Here is a 16,750-nt window from a genome sequence, read left to right as displayed (position 1 = left end):
GTGACAGAATTTTTCTTGCTAGTTGGGGCGCACGATTCGGCATTAACGGGAAAATTGTTTACGACTTTAGAGGCGCTGAACGATTCGATTACTGCAGCCATAATTTTTGGTGCCAGTGCGGCTCAAGGCTCAGTTAGAACTGGACGAAATACGTTTGTCTTGGAGAGTTAATATGAAGTATTTTTTCGTTTTTGCTTTGTTTGCTACTGCTGCTCGCGCGGCCTCTGAAGATGTTTGTTATCCCACGGAAGGGCCTAAGCATTTTTTATCCCAGTGGACCGAGGACTCGCGCACAATCGATATGCTTTCACGGGTTGAGGGCGAGAAATTTTCAATTGAAGAAGGGAAAATCGTCTATAAAGACGACTTCAATGGTGATGGGGTGAAGGACTTTATTTTTCTTTCATATTCTAGCGCGGGTTCCAGCGGTGATTTTACTTACGGATTTTTTGTCCAGTGCCAAGGTTTTCTGAGGAATGTGGGAGGTGATTACTTTGCAGATGTAAAAGCTCTAGATAGCCATCCAGAAAATACTCCATATAAAGATATTCAGATCTATTCTTATAATAGAGATAAACAAGATCAAATTATGCACAGAGATGGAAAGCCGCTGACTACTCCCCATCTTTGGCGCTTCAATCCAGAAACGAAGCTTTATGAAGGTGAGTCAAGATAAGTGAGGTTAAAGTGAGTTGGGGGCGAATTTATTCTCTAGTCCGTCCCGCGCACGCCTCTTACGCCTTCGCCTCCTGCCTTATTGCTATCAACTCTTTCAGATGATCCCGCGCACGTTCCACAGTCAGATGAGCACCATCAAAGTGAAAAAGGGGAAAGTTTATTTTTCAGGCTAGATGTGGCTATAAATAAATCCTTCTCCTGTCGCTGCTCCCTTCGACGCTGGAATTTCAACTGATTGAATTAAGGAATTGAAGACAATGAAACGCTTTTTTTTGTGCTTAGTTTGCGCGTTTGCGTGCCAAGTCACTCTGCCGCTTTCGCCTGCGCTCGCTACTCCGCAGGTTATCAAGAAGATTCCGGGCAGTTTAATGGGGGATGCATCACGTCAAAACGTGTTTGTGCTGACGGATGATGCCGATGAAGCTTATCACCGACTGCTGATCGCGCCTGAGCCAGGGGCCAGCGACGGCATTCTGCTGGATACATCCAAAGCGATACCGTTAATCAAAAGCCAATACTCGGCGGCTATGAGTGAAGGTTTCAGCGCCAACGTGATTAACAGTCCGGCGGGTGTGCTTACGGTTGTCGATGTGCAAGGGGAGCCCGTGTCAGTCAAGCATTCTTCCGCTGAAGCAGGGGACGCGCTTGTGCTGGTCAGTAACGAAGAAGACAACGGCGTTTACAACTTCAATCTGGTGTTCCGCTATAACAAAAACTCAAAGCAGTTTGAGCTTAGGAATGTGTCGCAGGTAACCAACAACGAGTCCTGTGATCACTCAGTAGTCAGTGTTGAAGACTTACCCAAAAGCATGATCGGCGAAACCTCGTTGGCGTCGTTCGATGGGCGCAAGGTGTTTGAGCAGTTGCATGACCTACACGTTAAGCGACCTGCCGAGGGCTACAAAAAACTGATGATGTCGGATATCGCGTACCAGCTCGACCAAGCGTTGGCGCTGTATCGAAAAGGGCGAATTGAGGCCGTTTCGACGGTGATGGCGAATTTTCTTATGGATGGGGGTGAAGGTCACTGCTATCCGCAAAGCTACATCGTGCAAAAGTATGACTTCGCTCAATCACCAGGCTGGTCTAACGACGTCGGTTTTTTATTGGGTGAGTCCGGCTATTACGAAGAGTCCATTGAGTTGTTGAACGCGGTTATTGCCAGAAACCCCGGCAGAACAGTAGCCTATCTAAATCTCGCGGATAGTTACTGGGGCGTAAAAGATAAAGTGCGGGCGGCGCAGGCTTACAAGCACTATGCCTCGTTGATGACCAGCGCAGGCAAGGGGTCGAAAACTCCCTATCGAGTGGCTGAGCGCAGTAATGGAGCGCTGGAGTAATGGGCGGACAGGCTGTGTTGAATCAAAAAATGGAGCTTGGCAGTAGCGTAGAGGCCCAGCAGTGAGCACAACACTTAAGAGGCTTGCAATGGCTTTGACGGGCGTCGTTTTGGCGGCGTCGATGATCTCGGCGAAAGCCCAGGAAACTTGCAACCAAGATAGCTTTACCAATCCCGATTTGATCACTTGCGGCCAGCAAAGCTTCGAAAAAGTCGACGCTGTGTTGAATGAGCAATACAAGAAAACCCTGGCCAGCTTGTCTCCCGCAGACAAGAAGCAACTGACCGATGTGCAAAGAAGGTGGATGCGCTTCAAGGAAGCGTATTGCGAGGATCTGTATCAAGCGGTTTTGCCGGGAGCGGAGGCGCCCATCGATAAGCTTGCGTGCTTGGCGCAGACAACCACCGCCCGGTTGGGTGAGCTCATTTATCTACAGACAGGTATGCCGAATGATGGCTTTTACAAAGCTGCTTCGTTGATGGCAGGGCAGGATCGCGAAAGCGGTCTGAAGGCCTCGATCAATCTGCTCGGAGGGGGTGACTTCGACGATCCGGTTTGGAAGCAATATGCGGACGGACAGTGCGAGATGAGTTTCCGTTTGTTTCGTGAAGACCTCGCTTATTGCGCGGTGCGAATGCGCTTTCAGCTACCCATGAACCGCTAAAGGAATGATCGGTTTGAAATATTTGTCTTCTTTTTTTGTAGCTTTTCTACTCCTCTGTCCGATCGCGGCTCACAGCGAAGTCACAACTGAGGTCTATTGCTTCCGCTCGCAGGAAGGCAAAAGCATCAATTTTGAGTTCAGAAGCTATTTCGATTCGGTCGTTAAATGGAGCGGCGCGAACGTCAAATACAGCAAGTCAAAAACGGCAATTTATCTTGTCTACAAAAATTCCGAGGAAGAAGTCATGGATCCGGATCGGCCGTCTCAATTTACGACGACCTGGGTTGAAGTCTCCGATGGCGTGGTATCTGGAAATTATGAAATGGTCAGCCAAGGTGCCCGCATTTACGGGATGACTTACACAAACTACAAAACCCAGAAGAAGTATTCATTCGATCTAGATATCGGTATGGATGCGTCGCCAGAAACGGGTTGTCAATGGTGATTTCATTTCGTTTTTTCGGGGGGGCGTGCATGAAAGCTGTTGCCCTCTACAGTCTCATTTTTCCCCTATTTGTAATGTCGGCTCATGCGGCACCCACCCTGTTGAATGTGGAGCACTCGTTGCCGGTCGCTGTAACTGCTGCCATCGCTGCGGAGAATGAGATGCGTGCAGAGGACGTTCATCCAATCCCCTTCGGTGCTTTAAGTTGGAAGGGCGGTGTAATGGGTGCGGTGGTGTTTGAAGATTCAATACCGAATTGCGCCATCTACACTTATCAGAGTGGCTTGCTGGATTCCGCGTTTGCAGGAGCACCCTGCAAATTTAAAGGGCCGCCAAAATTTATGGCTGACAGGAATGGTCCTTTGCCCGATGTCGTATTTGATTTGGAGGTTTTCCTACCGAATCGGGGCGCCATGGCGACCCATACGGTGGCATTTTATTACGATGTCCAGAAAGAGGCTTTCTGCGAGAGCCAATTGCTTGCCGACTGGTATCAGTCGGGAAACAGAAGTCTGATCCCTGATCTTCAGGATGGACGATGTACAGTTGGGTCTGTCGCAGCTGACGGAAAGTCATAAAAAAGCGAATTTCAAATTTTCAAAAAAGGGGACGCCAAGTCCCCTTTTTCTATTCGCGTTCCTGTTACACCTTCGCCCGATGCTCCGCCGGATTCGGCGAATCAATGTGATCCAGCGCTCGCTCCACCAACAAACGCACCCCATCCGCCAATCTGCTTAGCGCCAAGGCCAACGAGCGTCGTGCTCCGTCCACGTCGTCGGCCAGGTTGGCGGCGATGGCGCTGATGGACAGCAGGTCTTCCGAGGCGTTGGCCAAGAGGGCTTCGGTGTCGATGTCGGGGGAGACGGCGAAGAGGTTGCCTTTGCGAGGCTTGGGTTTATCGCCGGGTGGTGGGGCGAAATGGTGGTCGAGCGCGCGTTCGGCGGCTTCGTGGAGTTTCTTCGAATCGAGGGATTCGTAGGGGGATGTGGCTTCATTTTCTGGTGGATTAGGTGTTGGCTTGATCATAGATGTATCTCCTGGAATTAAGAGACCGACACCGTTTCGCTTTGCACTTCGAAAGTGGTGGCAGCTGTGCGTTGGTGTGCAAGACCGATCCAGGAACCGGCAGACCCGAAGGTCTCCGACGCACAGCTGCCATAACGATCCGCGAGCATAGGAAAACGCTCGACGAATAGCCATAAGCAATTGCGCACCTGGATTCGGACTTGCACGTCCGTGTCACCGATTTTGCGGCGACGAACAAAGCCTATCGACGAAGCCAAGCGCTGCCTAGTTCACGAACAGCACCACGTGTTGAAGGAAATATCCGAGGGAGTCGAGCGTAGAAAGATCAAAATCTTCACGCTTTTAAACACCCTCGTTTCGTCAATGACTTGGTAGTCATCAGCGTCAAAAAGCACGGCATCTTCTTCTATCGCTGCACAACAGTGGCGTTCTCGCTTGAAGCCGCTACACTGCGCCGGCCGTTCACTTTTCTCTTGAGGCTGTGCGCATGAAATTTCGTTTTCTTCTGTGGATGCTGGGTTTGTTGATGGGTAAGGCCAGTCGGACTAATCCTGCGTTTCAGCAGCAGTTGGGTGACAAGGAGTTGGTGTTCCAGCTACAGACCCAGGACGGGAAAGTGGCGCGGCATTTCTTTGTGAAGGATCAGCGCATTACCAGCAAGTCGGGCGTGTATGCCGAGCCGGCGTTTGCGATTGCGTTCAAGGATGCGGCGTATGGCTTTGCCACGATGCAGGCGAAGAACAAGCAGTTGGCGTTTATGACGGGGATTCAGGACAAGTCGATTCAGATCAAGGGGAATCCGGCGCTGGTTATCTGGTTTCAGGGGTTGACCAAGTATTTGAAGCCGCGGAAGAAGCCTGCTGCTGTTCGTTAATCTGATTCAGTGGCTCAAAAAGTCAGTCATTTGGCTTGCAATGAATTAAAAACTGTCATTTGTGACAGGTGTTTCGAGTGATGCCTCCGTGCTCCACTGTGATTGTGTCCCTAGAAGGACATCCTTTCACACCACGATGGAGCGCGGTCATGACACAGGTACAAAGCAATAAATCAGCGGAATTTCAAGATCAAACCTTTGGTAAAGGTGGTGTTGTTGAACTGCCCTTCGAAGGGATTGCTGGCAGATTTGCTAATTCGGTTCTCCCATTACCCGACAAAAAATTACTGCTTCTTTTCAACGCTCCGCCGTCAGAGAACTCTCCAACAAAGGTGGCAAGGCTGAAGGAGGACGGCTCGCTTGATTTGCGATTTGGGAATCAGGGAACCGTCGACGTTCCTTTCAAGGATGGGGTTTCATTTTCTGCGCGCAATTTGCGTCCTTTGGACAATGGCGGATGGCTGATTACCGGTACCGTAGAACACTCGGACGGTAAAGTTGATCTCGCGGTCGTTCGTCAACTTCAGGATGGTCAGCTGGATACTTCCTTCGGCCCTGACAAAGACGGCAAGGTCACCCTCAATGTTTATGACCTTATCGGTCCTGGCGCCAAGTCCGGCGCTGGTTTTGTTACCCGTCGCCATGACGAAAAAAACGTAGAGAAATCGTCGGCAAGTGCGGGCGATGTCGGGTTAGTGGCCGTCGGTCAACAGGATGGAAAAATTATTCTGGTCAGCACTGTTTTGTTCGCCTTCGACTACTTGAGGGGGATTGTGGTGCGCCTGAATGTTGATGGCTCACTGGACAAAACGTTTAATGGAAAAGGCTTTGTGCTTGTCGAGCTTCCGGGTATCACTCATAACTGGAATTACGCTTCCGGTGTCGCCGTTCAGCACGACGGGAAAGTTTTGGTCTGTGGTGACTTCAGTAGAGCGACCTCAGATGAACGGCCTGATGCTTATGTAATTCGCTATGACCAATATGGCAGCGTTGATGAAAGCTATGGCGACAACAAGAATGGTGTTGTGACTGTCACCGACAGCAGTCGATGGCTCGACCTGGGCTCAATGACCTTGAAGTCTGACGGTGGGGTTGTAGCAGTCGGGACTGCAGAGGGGGAGGGCCTGCGCGAAGGGTTGGTCGTCTCGCTAAACGTCAGCGGCAGTTTCAATCTTGTATTTAACAACGGTAAACCGCTGTTCTCCAACTTCACGGAGCATGGTGTTTCGTGGCGGCGTTGCGTTGTGCAGGCTGATGGAAAGCTGGTAGTCAGTGGGCAGGGGGGAGGCGCATTTCTCGACGAAAACAGTTCGGCCACGACAGCGCGTTACACCTCTGGCGGCTCTCTGGATGTGACGTTTGCGGGGAAAGGGTGGGTAGATCGCAACGATGAAAGAGGTATCGATTTGTTCCGGGGTTGCGCCGTGATGGCGGACAACCGCATCGTTGTTTGTGGTTATCTCGCCTTCATTCCGGATCCGGCTACTGGGTTTGTTGTGCGCTACCTGGCTTAGACCAAGTTGGATTCTTCGCGGGCAAGCCTCGCTCCTACAGGGATTGCGTAAATCCTGTGGGAGCGTGGCTTGCCCGCGAAGCTTTTAGGCTTGGCTAAATTGCGAAGCCAGTTCGCGCAGCAGCACTTCAGCCTCAAGCACTTTGCTGACAACGTCGTTGGCTTTGTCGCGAGTCAGGCCTACGCGTTCCAGCAACGCATCCGGGATGTCTTCATCCGGCCCCGAACCAATCCCGCGTCCACGCAGCAATCGCACCGCCAAACAAACAAGGTTCGGATACACGGCATACGCGCCGTCATAGCTCGGATCATGCTGAAAGCGCAGCGCTGTGGCGAGTTCGTCGGGCATGTCCCAGTAGCGCATCAGCCAGGAGCCGATCTGTTCGCGGCTGATGCCGAGCAGGTGTTGCTCGACGTAGCTGTGGCGCAGGTGCGGGTTGACTTCGAGGTAGCGGCAGATCAGCGAAAAGTGCGGCGGGAACACGTGGGCCAGCAGCAGGTAGCCGAAACAGGGTATCGCAGGCCGTCCCAGTAGGTCTCGCCGGTTCGCGGGCACTGGTGATCTGGTTTCGGGGTTGACCACGTATTTAAAGCCTAGGAAAGAGCAGAGAATCCTCGTTGACCTTTTATTGGTTATTAAAAGTCAGTAACTTGGCTATTTTTAGTCTATTTAACTGTCATTTATGACAGGTGCTTCGAGTTCTGCTCCAGTGCTCTACTTTGATTGTGTCCCTAGGAGGGCATCCTTTCACACCACGATGGAGTGCGGTCATGAACCAAGTACGAAGTACAAACTCAGAGGAGTTTCAGGATCCAACGTTTGGTATTAATGGCGTTGTTCCTTTGCCTTACGAAGGAGTCGATGGCAGGTATCCTTTAGGTCTTATCTCATTACCCGACAAAAAAACTGTAGTGCTTTTTGGTTTTTTTTCATTCGAAGACAATTCGGTAAAGGTGGCGCGGCTGAACGAGGACGGTGCGCCTGATTTATCATTTGGGGAAAATGGCACAGTCGAAGTCAGTTTTCCGCCTGAAGAATTTTTTGCAGGACACCTATTTCCTTGGGAAGGCCATGGTTGGCTTATCGTAGGTACCTTGGCAAAGATGCACAGAAATAGTGTTTATTTGACGGTTGTTCGCCAACTTCCGGATGGCACGCCGGACAATTCTTTTGGCCCTGAAAAGGACGGAAAAGTCATCATTGATCTTGACGAACTGATCGATCCTTACGCCCAACCGGGTGCCAAGTTTCTCTCTCGCCGTCATGACGCAAAGAGTGCTGAAAGCTCATCGATAAATGTTGGAGATGTCGGGTTAGTGGCTGTCGGTCAGCAGGATGGAAAAGTCCTTTTGGGCGGCAACATTGTTTTTGGCTTCGACAATATCAGGGGAGTTGTACTGCGTCTGAATCGAGATGGTTCACTTGACACGACATTTAATGGAAAGGGTTTTTTACTTGTAGAACATCCCAACATTAGTCATCGGTGGAATTACGCTCTTGGTGTGGCTGTCCAGCAGGACGGCAAAATTCTGGTGTGTGGTGATTACAGCAGGAAGACTCCAGACGAACTCCCTGACGCTTATGTAATTCGATATGACGCGAGCGGTAGCGTCGACGAAAGTTATGGTGACAATAAGAACGGTGTCGTGACTATTGAAGACAGCAGCCGATGGCTCGCTCTTGGCCGAATGGCCCTCAAGGCGGACGGTGGAGTTGTAGCTGTGGGTAGCGCAGAGAAAAATTACGAACAAGAGGGGATGATCGTTTCTTTAAATCCCGGTGGCAGTTTCAATCTTGTCTTCAATTATGGGCGACCGCTGTATTCAGATTTTACGCCGTATGGCGTTCACTGGATCAGGTGTGTTCCGCAAGCTGATGGGAAACTGATCGTCAGTGGTAATGGTGGTGGCCCGATTGGTGACGAAACTCGGTCGGTCGTGACTGCGTGTTATAACGCTGATGGCACTCTGGCTATAAATTTTTGGGATAAGGGGTGGGTAGACTTTAACAAAGCAGGCATCGATGGGTTCAGGGAGTGCGTAGTGATGGTGGATAACCGGGTCGTTATTTGCACGGCTGTATCCGGCGCTCCTCCAGCTACAGGGTATGTCGTGCGCTACTTGCCGCAGGTGGTCAGTTAGACCAAGTTGGATTCTTCGCGGGCAAGCCCGCTCCCACAGGGATCGCGTAAATCCTGTGGGGGTGGGCTTGCCCGTCGTGCTTTAGGCCTGGCTAAATTGCGAAGCGAGTTCGCGCAGCAGCACTTCAGCCTCAAGCACTTTGCTGACAACGTCGTTGGCCTTATCGCGGGTCAGTCCGACGCGCTCCAGCAAGGCATCCGGGATGTCTTCATCCGGACCAGAGCCAATCCCGCGACTACGCAACAATCGCACCGCCAGGCAGACGAGGTTCGGGTATTCAGCGTAGGCACCGTCATAGCTCGGATCGTGCTGAAAGCGCAGCGCGGTGGCGAGTTCGTCGGGCATGTCCCAGTAGCGCATCAGCCAGGAGCCGATCTGTTCGCGGCTGATGCCGAGCAGGTGTTGCTCGACGTAGCTGTGGCACAGGTGCGGGTTGACCTCCAGGTGGCGGCAGATCAGCGAGAAGTGCGGCGGGAAGACGTGGGCCAGCAGCAGGTAGCCGAAGTTGTGCAGCAGGCCGGCGAGGTAGGTCAGGCCGGCTTCCGGGCGCTGGGCGCGGGGCATGGCGCGGGTCAGGCCTTCGATGACGGCGGCGGTGTAGATCGATTGCTGCCAGTACGGCGTGGTGTGTTGCGGGTGGTCTTTGGGCAGGCTCAGGGTTTTGCCCAGGGCCAGGCCCAGCGCGAGATTGATCACCAGGTCGAAACCCAGCACACGCACAATCGCATCTTCTACTGAACGAATCTTGCCCGGCGACGCGTAGTACGGCGACGCGGCCCAGCTGACGACTTGGGCGGCCAGCGCCGGGTCGGTTTCGACCACGCCGGTGATGTCGTCGATGGTGGCGTTGGGGTCGACGCGCAGTTTGATGATTTTCTGCGCGGTCTCGGCCAGCGGCGGAATTTCGATGGTCGCTTCCAGGCGTTGCTGGATGCGTCGCGCGGTGAACGCCTGGACGGCCTGGGTGATTTCCTCGCGGTCATCGTCGGGGCGGTCGAGGTTCGGGCGGATGCTGGTCAGGTTCTCGCCGAAGTTGGCGGCGCTGGCCTTGGTCAGCATGGTCTTGAAGTCTTCGCTGGTGATTTCCAGCAGCAGGCCTGGCTCGCCCGAGTTGATCAGCAACTTCGGTACGCGCAGCAGGCTTTCTTCGTACAGGCACGGCGAACTGGTCAGCGCCGGCAGGCCGGGCAGCAGGCTCAGGTTGTGCTTGCCGAGCATTTTCACCAGGCGCTCGGTGGGCACGGCGGTGAGGCGGCGACCGGTCAGTTCGGCGAGGCGATTGAGGTCCAGCAGCTGGCTTTGCGGGAACAGCACCATCAGGGCGCCGACCGCGTCGTCCACCAGCACAGCCTGCACTTTGCGCGAGGCGTTGAGGCCGTGGTGATCGAGCACTTCTTCGTAGGCAATGCCCAGTTTGCCCAGCAGCAGCCGAATAACAGACGGAGCGTGCAGGGTGTCGGGGGCGAGGGCAGCTTCTGTCATGGTCTGTATCCGTATTCAAACAATTGCGGGAGTATAACCAGCTTGTTTAAAAGCATCGTCCACAAACTGCGACGGTGCTCACACTTGGCCGTATTGCTGCCCATGGCGCAGCCAGCGGTCTAGCAATGGGCTGACATGGTCCGGCCAGCGCTCCAGCAAGGCCTGGGCGGCGTCGCGCACGGCGGGCAGCAAGTCGGCGTCGCGCATCAGATCGGCGACCTTGAATTGCAGCAAGCCAGTCTGGCGCGTGCCGAGCATTTCGCCGGGGCCGCGCAGTTCAAGGTCTTTTTCAGCGATGACAAAACCGTCGTTGGTCTCGCGCATGATGCCCAGGCGCTGACGGCCAATTTGTGACAGCGGCGGATGGTAGAGCAGCACGCAATGGCTGGCGGCGCTGCCTCGACCGACACGGCCGCGCAATTGGTGCAGCTGCGCGAGGCCGAGGCGCTCGGGGTTTTCGATGATCATCAGGCTGGCGTTCGGGACGTCGACGCCGACTTCGATCACGGTGGTGGCGACCAGCAGTTGCAGGTTGCCTACCTTGAATTCGGCCATGACGGCGGCTTTTTCGGCGGGCTTCATCCGGCCGTGGATCAAGCCGACTTTTAACTCGCCGAGCGCTGCGGTGAGGTCTTCGTAAGTGGTTTCGGCGGCCTGGCAGGTCAGCTCTTCCGACTCTTCGATCAGCGTGCACACCCAATAGGCCTGACGCCCTTCGGCACAGGCGCCGCGTACGCGTTCGATGACTTCGACGCGCCGTGTATCGGTGACCAATACCGTGTTGACCGGGGTTCGGCCGGGCGGCAGTTCGTCGAGGATCGAGGTGTCGAGGTCGGCGTAGGCGCTCATGGCCAGCGTCCGCGGAATCGGCGTGGCGGTCATGATCAGCTGATGCGGACACATCCGCCCGCCGACGCCTTTCTGCCGCAATGCGAGGCGCTGCTGCACGCCGAAGCGGTGCTGTTCGTCGATGATCGCCAGCGCGAGGTTCTTGAACTGCACTTCGTCCTGGAACAGCGCGTGTGTGCCGACCACCATCGGTGCGCCGTTGGCGATCTGCTCCAGCGCCGCCACGCGGTTCTTGCCTTTGAGCTTGCCGGCCAGCCACGCGACTTCGATGCCCAGCGGTTCGAGCCAGCGCTTGAAGGTGATGAAGTGCTGCTCGGCGAGGATTTCCGTGGGGGCCATCAGTGCGACCTGGTAACCGGCCTCCAGCGCCTGAAGCGCGGCGAGGGCAGCGACCACGGTTTTACCCGCGCCGACGTCGCCCTGAATCAGGCGCAGCATCGGTTCGTGCTGACTGAGGTCGTAGGCGATTTCGTTGCCGACCCGTTGCTGTGCGCCGGTTGGCGTAAAGCCGAGATTGGCCAGGTATTGCGCTGGCAGCCTGGTGGCTTTCGGCATTGCCGGTGCGCGCAAGGAGCGCATGCTCTCGCGCAAACGCTGTTGGGACAGTTGATGAGTCAGCAGTTCTTCGAAGGCCAAACGGTGCTGCGCCCAGTGATGACCGAGGGCGAGTTCGTCGACGTCGGCATCGGCGGGCGGGTGATGCAGGTAGCGGATTGCATCGGCCAGCGGCGCGAGTTGATAGTCCCGGGCCAGTTCAGTCGGCAGCCAGTCGGGCAGGCTGGTGGGGCCGAGCATCGTCAGGGTTTGCATGCACAGTTGGCGCAAGCGCTGCTGGGTCAGGCCTTCGGTGAGCGGGTACACCGGGGTCAGGGTTTCATCCACGGGCGGCGGCTCGTCACCGGTGATTGCGCGGTATTCCGGGTGATAGATTTCCAGCCCCGAGGCACCGGGCCGCGCTTCGCCGTAGCAGCGAATCCGCGTGCCGCGTTTGAGGCCTTCTTTCTGGGCGTTGCTGAAATGGTAGAAGCGCAGGCTGAGCCCGCCGGTGCCGTCCTGCAGACGCACGACGAGACTGCGGCGCCGGCCCATGACCACGTCGGCACCGCTGACGGTGCCTTCGATCACGGCGTCTTGCCCCGGTCGCAAATGGCCGATCGGGACCACGCGAGTGCGGTCCTGATAACGCAGGGGCAGGTGGAACAGCACGTCCTGGAGATTCTCCAGGCCGACCTTGGCCAGTTTCTCGGCCATGGCCTCGCCGACACCCTTGAGTGCCGTTACCGACACTTGCGACAACTCGGTCATGACAGCGACTTAAGCCGCAGCCACCGGCGCGGGCGGCTTGGCCACCGAGCACAGGCGAATGGAGTCAGCGAGGATCTCGATTGCTTTCGGACGCGGGAAGCTTGCTCGCCAGGCGATGGCCACGGTGCGGAACGGCACCGGCGGCGACAGTGGGCGCACTTCGATCACGCCGGGGGCGTAGTGATGGCTGTCGACTGCCGACAGCGGCAGGATCGAGATGCCGAGGCCGGACGCGACCATGTGGCGGATGGTTTCCAGGGAGCTGGATTCCACCGTGGTGTGCTTGGCGCCGTCATTGCCTTTGGTCAGGGTCGGGCAGGCTTCCAGCACTTGATCGCGGAAGCAGTGGCCTTCGCCGAGCAGCAGCAGGCTCTTGTCGTTGAGCAGGCTGGCGTCGATGGATTCTTTTTGCGTCCACGGGTGCTGGGCTGGCATCAGGACGTAGAACGGCTCGTCGTAGAGCTGCAGGGTCAGGACGTCGGCTTCGTTGAACGGCAGGGCGATGATGATCGCGTCGAGCTCGCCGTTGCGCAGTTTGTCCCGCAGCACGTGGGTGAAGTTTTCTTCGATGTACAACGGCATCTGCGGGGCGACCCGGTGCAGTTGTGGGATCAGGTGCGGAAAAAGATATGGGCCGACGGTGTAGATCGCGCCGACTTTCAGCGGAGCGGTCAGCTGGTTCTTGCCGGCCTGGGCCAGTTCGCGAATGCCTTGGGCCTGTTCCAGGACTTTCTGTGCCTGGGCAACGATGCCTTCACCGACCGGGGTCAGGCGCACGGCACTCTTGCTGCGCTCGAAAATCAGCACACCGAGTTCGTCTTCAAGCTTTTTCACGCCCACCGACAGGGTCGGTTGGCTGACATGGCAACGCTCGGCCGCGTGGCCGAAATGCTGCTCTTGGGCGAGGGTAACGATGTAGCGTAATTCTGTAAGAGTCATAGCAAGCGTCCATGAAGTTGCGAGCCAAGCATACCGGCTGCAATCGATAGACGCACGTTATCAGACTGAGTGTGCTGAGTGACACTGGGTAATGCCGGTTTGCCGCAGGCAGATACGTAAAAGGCACCTTTTGGTGCCTTTATGGCGGAGTCTTCCGGCTGGCAGATAACCTTGTGGGAGCGGGCTTGCCCGCGATAGCGGTGTAACGGTCAACAAAGATGTTGGATGTTACTGCCTCATCGCGGGCAAGCCCGCTCCCACAGGGTATTTATTACGTATTAGCGGCGGCGTTTTTCCAGGGAGTAGAGAAAAGGCGCCGTGATTTCGATGGTGCCATTGGTCAGCATATCGGCCGGTGGCTTGGGCAGCGGTTGGGCGCGGCGGATCATTTCCAGGGTGGCCCGGTCCAGATCGGCAGTGCCGGAGCGGCCCACCAGTTCGAACGACAGCACATTACCTTCGGCATCAACGACGAAACGCAGACGGTTGGTGCCTTCCTTGCCCCGATTCTGCGCACTCGCCGGGTACTTTTTGTACTTGCCCAAGTGCGCGAGCAAGGTGCCTTCCCAACTGGCTTTGGCAGCCTGTTGCGCTGGCGACGGGCCCGGTGCCGGTTGTGCGGATTTCTCCGTCGGTGCCTGAGTCGGTTGCGCGTCGCTCGGTTTTTCTTCGGACGGCTTCTCCTTCGGCGGCTCCGGCTTTTTCTCCACAGGCTTGGGCGGTTGAGGCTTGGGCTTGGGCTTGACCGGTTTCGGTACGACGATTTCGGCCTTCGGCACTTCAGCCAATTTCGGGATCGGCAGTTCTTCCACCGGGGCCGGTGGTTGTGGCGGCGTTATCACCTTCGGTGGTGCCGGCGGTGGCGGGGCCGGAACCGGTGCCAACTCGACCATCATCGCCTGCGGAGGCAGCTCGATGGGTGGGCGCGCGTTCCAGTTCATCGCCAGCGCAATGGCCAGCGCATGGACGCCCAGCACCACGGCCAGGCTCCCGCTATAACGCGTCAGCTTATGGCGCGTCGTGATCATTTCTTGACTGCCGTCTCGAGCCCGACCAGACCGACCTTCAGGTAACCGGCGGAGCGCAGGTTGTCCATCACGCTCATCAGGTCGCCGTAATCCACGCCTTTATCGGCCTGGAAGAAGATCGTCGTGTCTTTCTTGCCTTGGGTTTTGGCGTCGAGCGTGGCGCCGAGCGTGGCGGCCGTCACTTCGTCTTCGCCGAGGAACAGGCGTTGGTCAGCCTTTACGCTGAGGAACACCGGTTTCTCCGGCCTTGGCGCCGGTTTGGCGCTGGAGGCGGGCAGGTCGACCTTGATGTCCACGGTGGCCAGCGGAGCCGCCACCATGAAGATGATCAACAGCACCAGCATCACGTCGATGAACGGCGTGACGTTGATTTCGTGGTTCTCGGCCAGATCGTCGTCTGCGCCTTCTCTCAAATGCAAGCCCATGGCTGATTACCCTACTTTGACCATGTGGGGTTGCGCGGAGCGCTCGGTGGTCGGCAGGTGATCGAGGTCACGGCTGACCAGCAGCAGGACTTCAGCCGAGGCATCGGACACTTGCGCCTTGTAACCGGCGATGGAGCGGGCGAAGACGTTGTAGATCACGACCGCAGGAATCGCGGCAACCAGACCCAGCGCGGTGGCCAGCAAGGCTTCGGCGATGCCGGGGGCCACGACGGCGAGGTTGGTGGTCTGGGTTTTGGCGATACCGATGAAGCTGTTCATGATGCCCCACACGGTGCCGAACAGGCCCACGAACGGCGCGGTGGAACCGATGGTGGCGAGGACGCCGGTGCCGCTGCTCATGTTGCGACCGCAGGCAGCCACCAGACGCTCGAGACGGAAGGCAACACGTTCCTTGATGCCTTCTTTCTCGCGGCTGTTGACCGACAGGCGCATTTCTTCCAGGGCGTCATGCACCAAAAGGTTGGCGAGAGTGCCTTGCTTGGTGGCGGAGGCGCTGGCTTCTTTAAGTGTGGTGGCTTTTTTCAGGTGGACGATTTCGGTGCGCAGACGACGCTTGGCGCCCATCAGCTCGAAGCCCTTGGCGATCCAGATGGTCCAGGTGATGATCGAGGCGATGGCCAGACCGATCATCACGATTTTCACGATAATATCGGCGTTCTGGTACATGCCCCAAGGCGACAGGTCGTGGGCCATGCCCAGGGTGTTGTCGGCTTCGAGGACTTCTGGAACGTCTTCGGCGTCTACTGCCTGGGCCGGGTCGGTTGCGGCTGGCGCTACGGCAGGGGCGGCATGATCAGCCGGGGCTGGAGCAGCGGCGGCAGCCGGAGTGGCGGGTGTTTGTGCGTCAGCGAAAGCGGCGGTCGGTGCCAGCATCAGGCTGAGCAGCAGGGCGGCCACGGCGCTCCAGGCGCGAGGTCGTTTGGTTGGCGAAGCGGGGAATTGATTGCGTGTCATGCTGGCCGGACCTGAGAGAAAAATAGGGTAAATGTTCTTCCAGGCCTCGTAAGGCCGAGAACAAAAGTGGCGTGCATTATTGCAAGTAATTCTTGTTAACAGAAGTAATAGAGTATCTTTTTTTCCTTCATTGCTAGCCGCTCGTCCTGTGCCGGCGCTAGTCTGTGCCTTTCTGATGGGAGTTTTCTGATGTCTGCGCCTTCTGTTTTGATCGCCGGCTGTGGTGATGTCGGCAGTCGCCTGGCCACGCAATTGGTGGCCTCCGGGTGGGAGGTTCATGGCCTGAGGCGTGACATCTCGCGCCTGCCCGAGGGGGTCATTGGCGTTGCCGGCGACTTGTTCAATGAAGACTGCCCGCAGACGTGGCCGGTCGGTGCGGTGGATTACCTGGTGTATTGCGCGGCCGCCACCGATCACGATGAAGCCGGTTACCGCGCGGCTTATGTCCAGGGTTTGCAGCATGTGCTTGAGTGGCTGGGCGACTATGGGCAGGTGCCCGATCGACTGCTGTTTGTTTCCAGCAGCAGTGTGTATGGCCAGCAGAATGGCGAGTGGGTCGATGAGACTTCGCCGACCATTGCTGAAGGCTATTCGGGTCGATTGATGCTGGAGGCTGAGCAAGTGGCACTGCAAAGCGGCATCCCGGCGAGCATTGTGCGCCTGACCGGCATTTACGGCCCGGGCCGCGAATGGCTGCTGACTCAGGTGCGTCGCGGCTATCGCGTGGCGGTTGACCCGCCGCTGTATGGCAACCGCATCCACGCCGATGACGCGGCGGGACTGATGGCGTTTCTGCTTGAGGCGGATCGGCGCGGTGTGGCGCTGGATGACGTTTATATCGGTGTGGACGACGCGCCTGCGCCGCTGGCCGAAGTGGTGGGCTGGATGCGTGAGTATCTGGGTGTGACTGAATGGGCTGAAGACGCGAGCGTACGGCGTACGGGCAGCAAGCAGTGCAGCAATGCCCGGGCGAAGGCATTGGGTTGGGCGCCGAAGTACCCAACCTATCGCGAAGGCTACGCCGCGATCCTCGAAGGTCGCTGCTGACTTCCATACACCCCAAAC

16 protein-coding genes and 1 pseudogene are annotated in these 16,750 nt (G+C 56.6%); 9 read left to right on the top strand and 8 right to left on the bottom strand.

Translation table 11 applies throughout. The features are described 5' to 3' along the window. Positions 1-172: 172 nt before the first annotated feature. The 5 genes from ACYZT6_RS26595 (at position 173) to ACYZT6_RS26575 (ending at position 3,705) form a co-directional block, all read left to right on the top strand. The gene (locus ACYZT6_RS26595) at positions 173-676 is read left to right on the top strand and encodes a hypothetical protein (RefSeq protein WP_462029260.1); all 504 of its coding nucleotides are present in this window, start codon (positions 173-175) and stop codon (positions 674-676) included. Positions 677-935: 259 nt separating this feature from the next. Beyond that, positions 936-2,018 carry a tetratricopeptide repeat protein gene (locus tag ACYZT6_RS26590; RefSeq protein ID WP_462029259.1) on the top strand — a complete coding sequence of 361 codons (1,083 nt, stop codon included), beginning with the start codon at positions 936-938 and terminating at the stop codon, positions 2,016-2,018. A gap of 88 nt (positions 2,019-2,106) precedes the next feature. Continuing rightward, positions 2,107-2,682, top strand: a complete 576-nt coding sequence (locus ACYZT6_RS26585) for a lysozyme inhibitor LprI family protein (RefSeq protein WP_462029258.1) — start codon at positions 2,107-2,109, stop codon at positions 2,680-2,682. Between the two features lie 13 nt (positions 2,683-2,695). Further along, positions 2,696-3,127 carry a hypothetical protein gene (locus ACYZT6_RS26580; RefSeq protein WP_462029257.1) on the top strand — a complete coding sequence of 144 codons (432 nt, stop codon included), beginning with the start codon at positions 2,696-2,698 and terminating at the stop codon, positions 3,125-3,127. A 29-nt stretch (positions 3,128-3,156) separates the two neighbouring features. After that, positions 3,157-3,705 carry a hypothetical protein gene (locus tag ACYZT6_RS26575; protein ID WP_462029256.1) on the top strand — a complete coding sequence of 183 codons (549 nt, stop codon included), beginning with the start codon at positions 3,157-3,159 and terminating at the stop codon, positions 3,703-3,705. Positions 3,706-3,769: 64 nt separating this feature from the next. Here ACYZT6_RS26575 and ACYZT6_RS26570 read toward each other — a convergent pair whose 3' ends face one another. Beyond that, positions 3,770-4,153 (bottom strand): DUF6124 family protein, encoded by a 384-nt coding sequence (locus ACYZT6_RS26570; RefSeq protein WP_461989027.1) that lies wholly within the window; start codon positions 4,151-4,153, stop codon positions 3,770-3,772. 487 nt (positions 4,154-4,640) lie between these two features. On the opposite strand from ACYZT6_RS26570, the gene ACYZT6_RS26565 reads away from it, so the two are divergent. Beyond that, entirely contained in the window at positions 4,641-5,027 is a 387-nt protein-coding gene (locus ACYZT6_RS26565; RefSeq protein ID WP_462029255.1) for a helicase, read from the top strand. Positions 5,028-5,176: 149 nt separating this feature from the next. Further along, positions 5,177-6,541: an NHL repeat-containing protein gene (locus ACYZT6_RS26560; protein ID WP_462029254.1), complete on the top strand. Its 1,365-nt coding sequence runs from the start codon at positions 5,177-5,179 to the stop codon at positions 6,539-6,541. 84 nt (positions 6,542-6,625) lie between these two features. On the opposite strand, the pseudogene ACYZT6_RS26555 reads toward ACYZT6_RS26560, so the two are convergent. Continuing rightward, a pseudogene (locus ACYZT6_RS26555) lies at positions 6,626-7,092 on the bottom strand (HDOD domain-containing protein); the annotation flags it as partial. 219 nt (positions 7,093-7,311) lie between these two features. Between ACYZT6_RS26555 and ACYZT6_RS26550 the strand changes: the two are divergent. Then, positions 7,312-8,682: a delta-60 repeat domain-containing protein gene (locus ACYZT6_RS26550; RefSeq protein ID WP_462029253.1), complete on the top strand. Its 1,371-nt coding sequence runs from the start codon at positions 7,312-7,314 to the stop codon at positions 8,680-8,682. A gap of 81 nt (positions 8,683-8,763) precedes the next feature. On the opposite strand, the gene ACYZT6_RS26545 is transcribed toward ACYZT6_RS26550, so the two are convergent. The 6 genes from ACYZT6_RS26545 to exbB all read right to left on the bottom strand — a co-directional run bounded on the left by ACYZT6_RS26545 (position 8,764) and on the right by exbB (position 15,685). After that, positions 8,764-10,164: an aminoacyl-tRNA deacylase and HDOD domain-containing protein gene (locus ACYZT6_RS26545; protein ID WP_131060674.1), complete on the bottom strand. Its 1,401-nt coding sequence runs from the start codon at positions 10,162-10,164 to the stop codon at positions 8,764-8,766. Positions 10,165-10,242: 78 nt separating this feature from the next. Further along, positions 10,243-12,318, bottom strand: coding sequence for an ATP-dependent DNA helicase RecG (recG, locus tag ACYZT6_RS26540; RefSeq protein WP_462029252.1), 2,076 nt, complete (start codon positions 12,316-12,318; stop codon positions 10,243-10,245). Between the two features lie 9 nt (positions 12,319-12,327). Then, the gene (locus tag ACYZT6_RS26535) at positions 12,328-13,257 is read right to left on the bottom strand and encodes a LysR substrate-binding domain-containing protein (protein WP_462029251.1); all 930 of its coding nucleotides are present in this window, start codon (positions 13,255-13,257) and stop codon (positions 12,328-12,330) included. Between the two features lie 278 nt (positions 13,258-13,535). Beyond that, positions 13,536-14,285, bottom strand: a complete 750-nt coding sequence (locus ACYZT6_RS26530; protein ID WP_462029250.1) for an energy transducer TonB family protein — start codon at positions 14,283-14,285, stop codon at positions 13,536-13,538. Then, a complete protein-coding gene (gene exbD / locus ACYZT6_RS26525; RefSeq protein WP_462029249.1) occupies positions 14,282-14,710 on the bottom strand; it encodes a TonB system transport protein ExbD in 429 nt (142 codons plus the stop codon). Before exbD ends, ACYZT6_RS26530 begins: the two co-directional genes overlap by 4 nt. 6 nt (positions 14,711-14,716) lie before the next feature. After that, positions 14,717-15,685, bottom strand: coding sequence for a tonB-system energizer ExbB (exbB, locus tag ACYZT6_RS26520; RefSeq protein ID WP_462029248.1), 969 nt, complete (start codon positions 15,683-15,685; stop codon positions 14,717-14,719). A gap of 189 nt (positions 15,686-15,874) precedes the next feature. On the opposite strand from exbB, the gene ACYZT6_RS26515 reads away from it, so the two are divergent. Beyond that, complete coding sequence (locus ACYZT6_RS26515) at positions 15,875-16,732, top strand: SDR family oxidoreductase (RefSeq protein ID WP_462029247.1); 858 nt, start codon at positions 15,875-15,877, stop codon at positions 16,730-16,732. The last annotated feature ends 18 nt before the right edge of the window (positions 16,733-16,750 follow it).

This window comes from Pseudomonas sp. RT6P73 (assembly GCF_054897715.1).
This window is presented reverse-complemented; position numbering and strand designations above follow the sequence as displayed.

Bases quoted from the DNA above. Each gene is read 5' to 3' on its own strand.
- ACYZT6_RS26595 (WP_462029260.1), top strand. From the start codon at position 173: ATGAAGTATTTTTTCGTTTTTGCTTTGTTTGCTACTGCTGCTCGCGCG.
- ACYZT6_RS26590 (WP_462029259.1), top strand. From the start codon at position 936: ATGAAACGCTTTTTTTTGTGCTTAGTTTGCGCGTTTGCGTGCCAAGTC.
- ACYZT6_RS26585 (WP_462029258.1), top strand. From the start codon at position 2,107: ATGGCTTTGACGGGCGTCGTTTTGGCGGCGTCGATGATCTCGGCGAAA.
- ACYZT6_RS26575 (WP_462029256.1), top strand. From the start codon at position 3,157: ATGAAAGCTGTTGCCCTCTACAGTCTCATTTTTCCCCTATTTGTAATG.
- ACYZT6_RS26570 (WP_461989027.1), bottom strand. From the start codon at position 4,153: ATGATCAAGCCAACACCTAATCCACCAGAAAATGAAGCCACATCCCCC.
- ACYZT6_RS26565 (WP_462029255.1), top strand. From the start codon at position 4,641: ATGAAATTTCGTTTTCTTCTGTGGATGCTGGGTTTGTTGATGGGTAAG.
- ACYZT6_RS26560 (WP_462029254.1), top strand. From the start codon at position 5,177: ATGACACAGGTACAAAGCAATAAATCAGCGGAATTTCAAGATCAAACC.
- ACYZT6_RS26550 (WP_462029253.1), top strand. From the start codon at position 7,312: ATGAACCAAGTACGAAGTACAAACTCAGAGGAGTTTCAGGATCCAACG.
- ACYZT6_RS26545 (WP_131060674.1), bottom strand. From the start codon at position 10,164: ATGACAGAAGCTGCCCTCGCCCCCGACACCCTGCACGCTCCGTCTGTT.
- recG (WP_462029252.1), bottom strand. From the start codon at position 12,318: ATGACCGAGTTGTCGCAAGTGTCGGTAACGGCACTCAAGGGTGTCGGC.
- ACYZT6_RS26535 (WP_462029251.1), bottom strand. From the start codon at position 13,257: ATGACTCTTACAGAATTACGCTACATCGTTACCCTCGCCCAAGAGCAG.
- ACYZT6_RS26530 (WP_462029250.1), bottom strand. From the start codon at position 14,285: ATGATCACGACGCGCCATAAGCTGACGCGTTATAGCGGGAGCCTGGCC.
- exbD (WP_462029249.1), bottom strand. From the start codon at position 14,710: ATGGGCTTGCATTTGAGAGAAGGCGCAGACGACGATCTGGCCGAGAAC.
- exbB (WP_462029248.1), bottom strand. From the start codon at position 15,685: ATGACACGCAATCAATTCCCCGCTTCGCCAACCAAACGACCTCGCGCC.
- ACYZT6_RS26515 (WP_462029247.1), top strand. From the start codon at position 15,875: ATGTCTGCGCCTTCTGTTTTGATCGCCGGCTGTGGTGATGTCGGCAGT.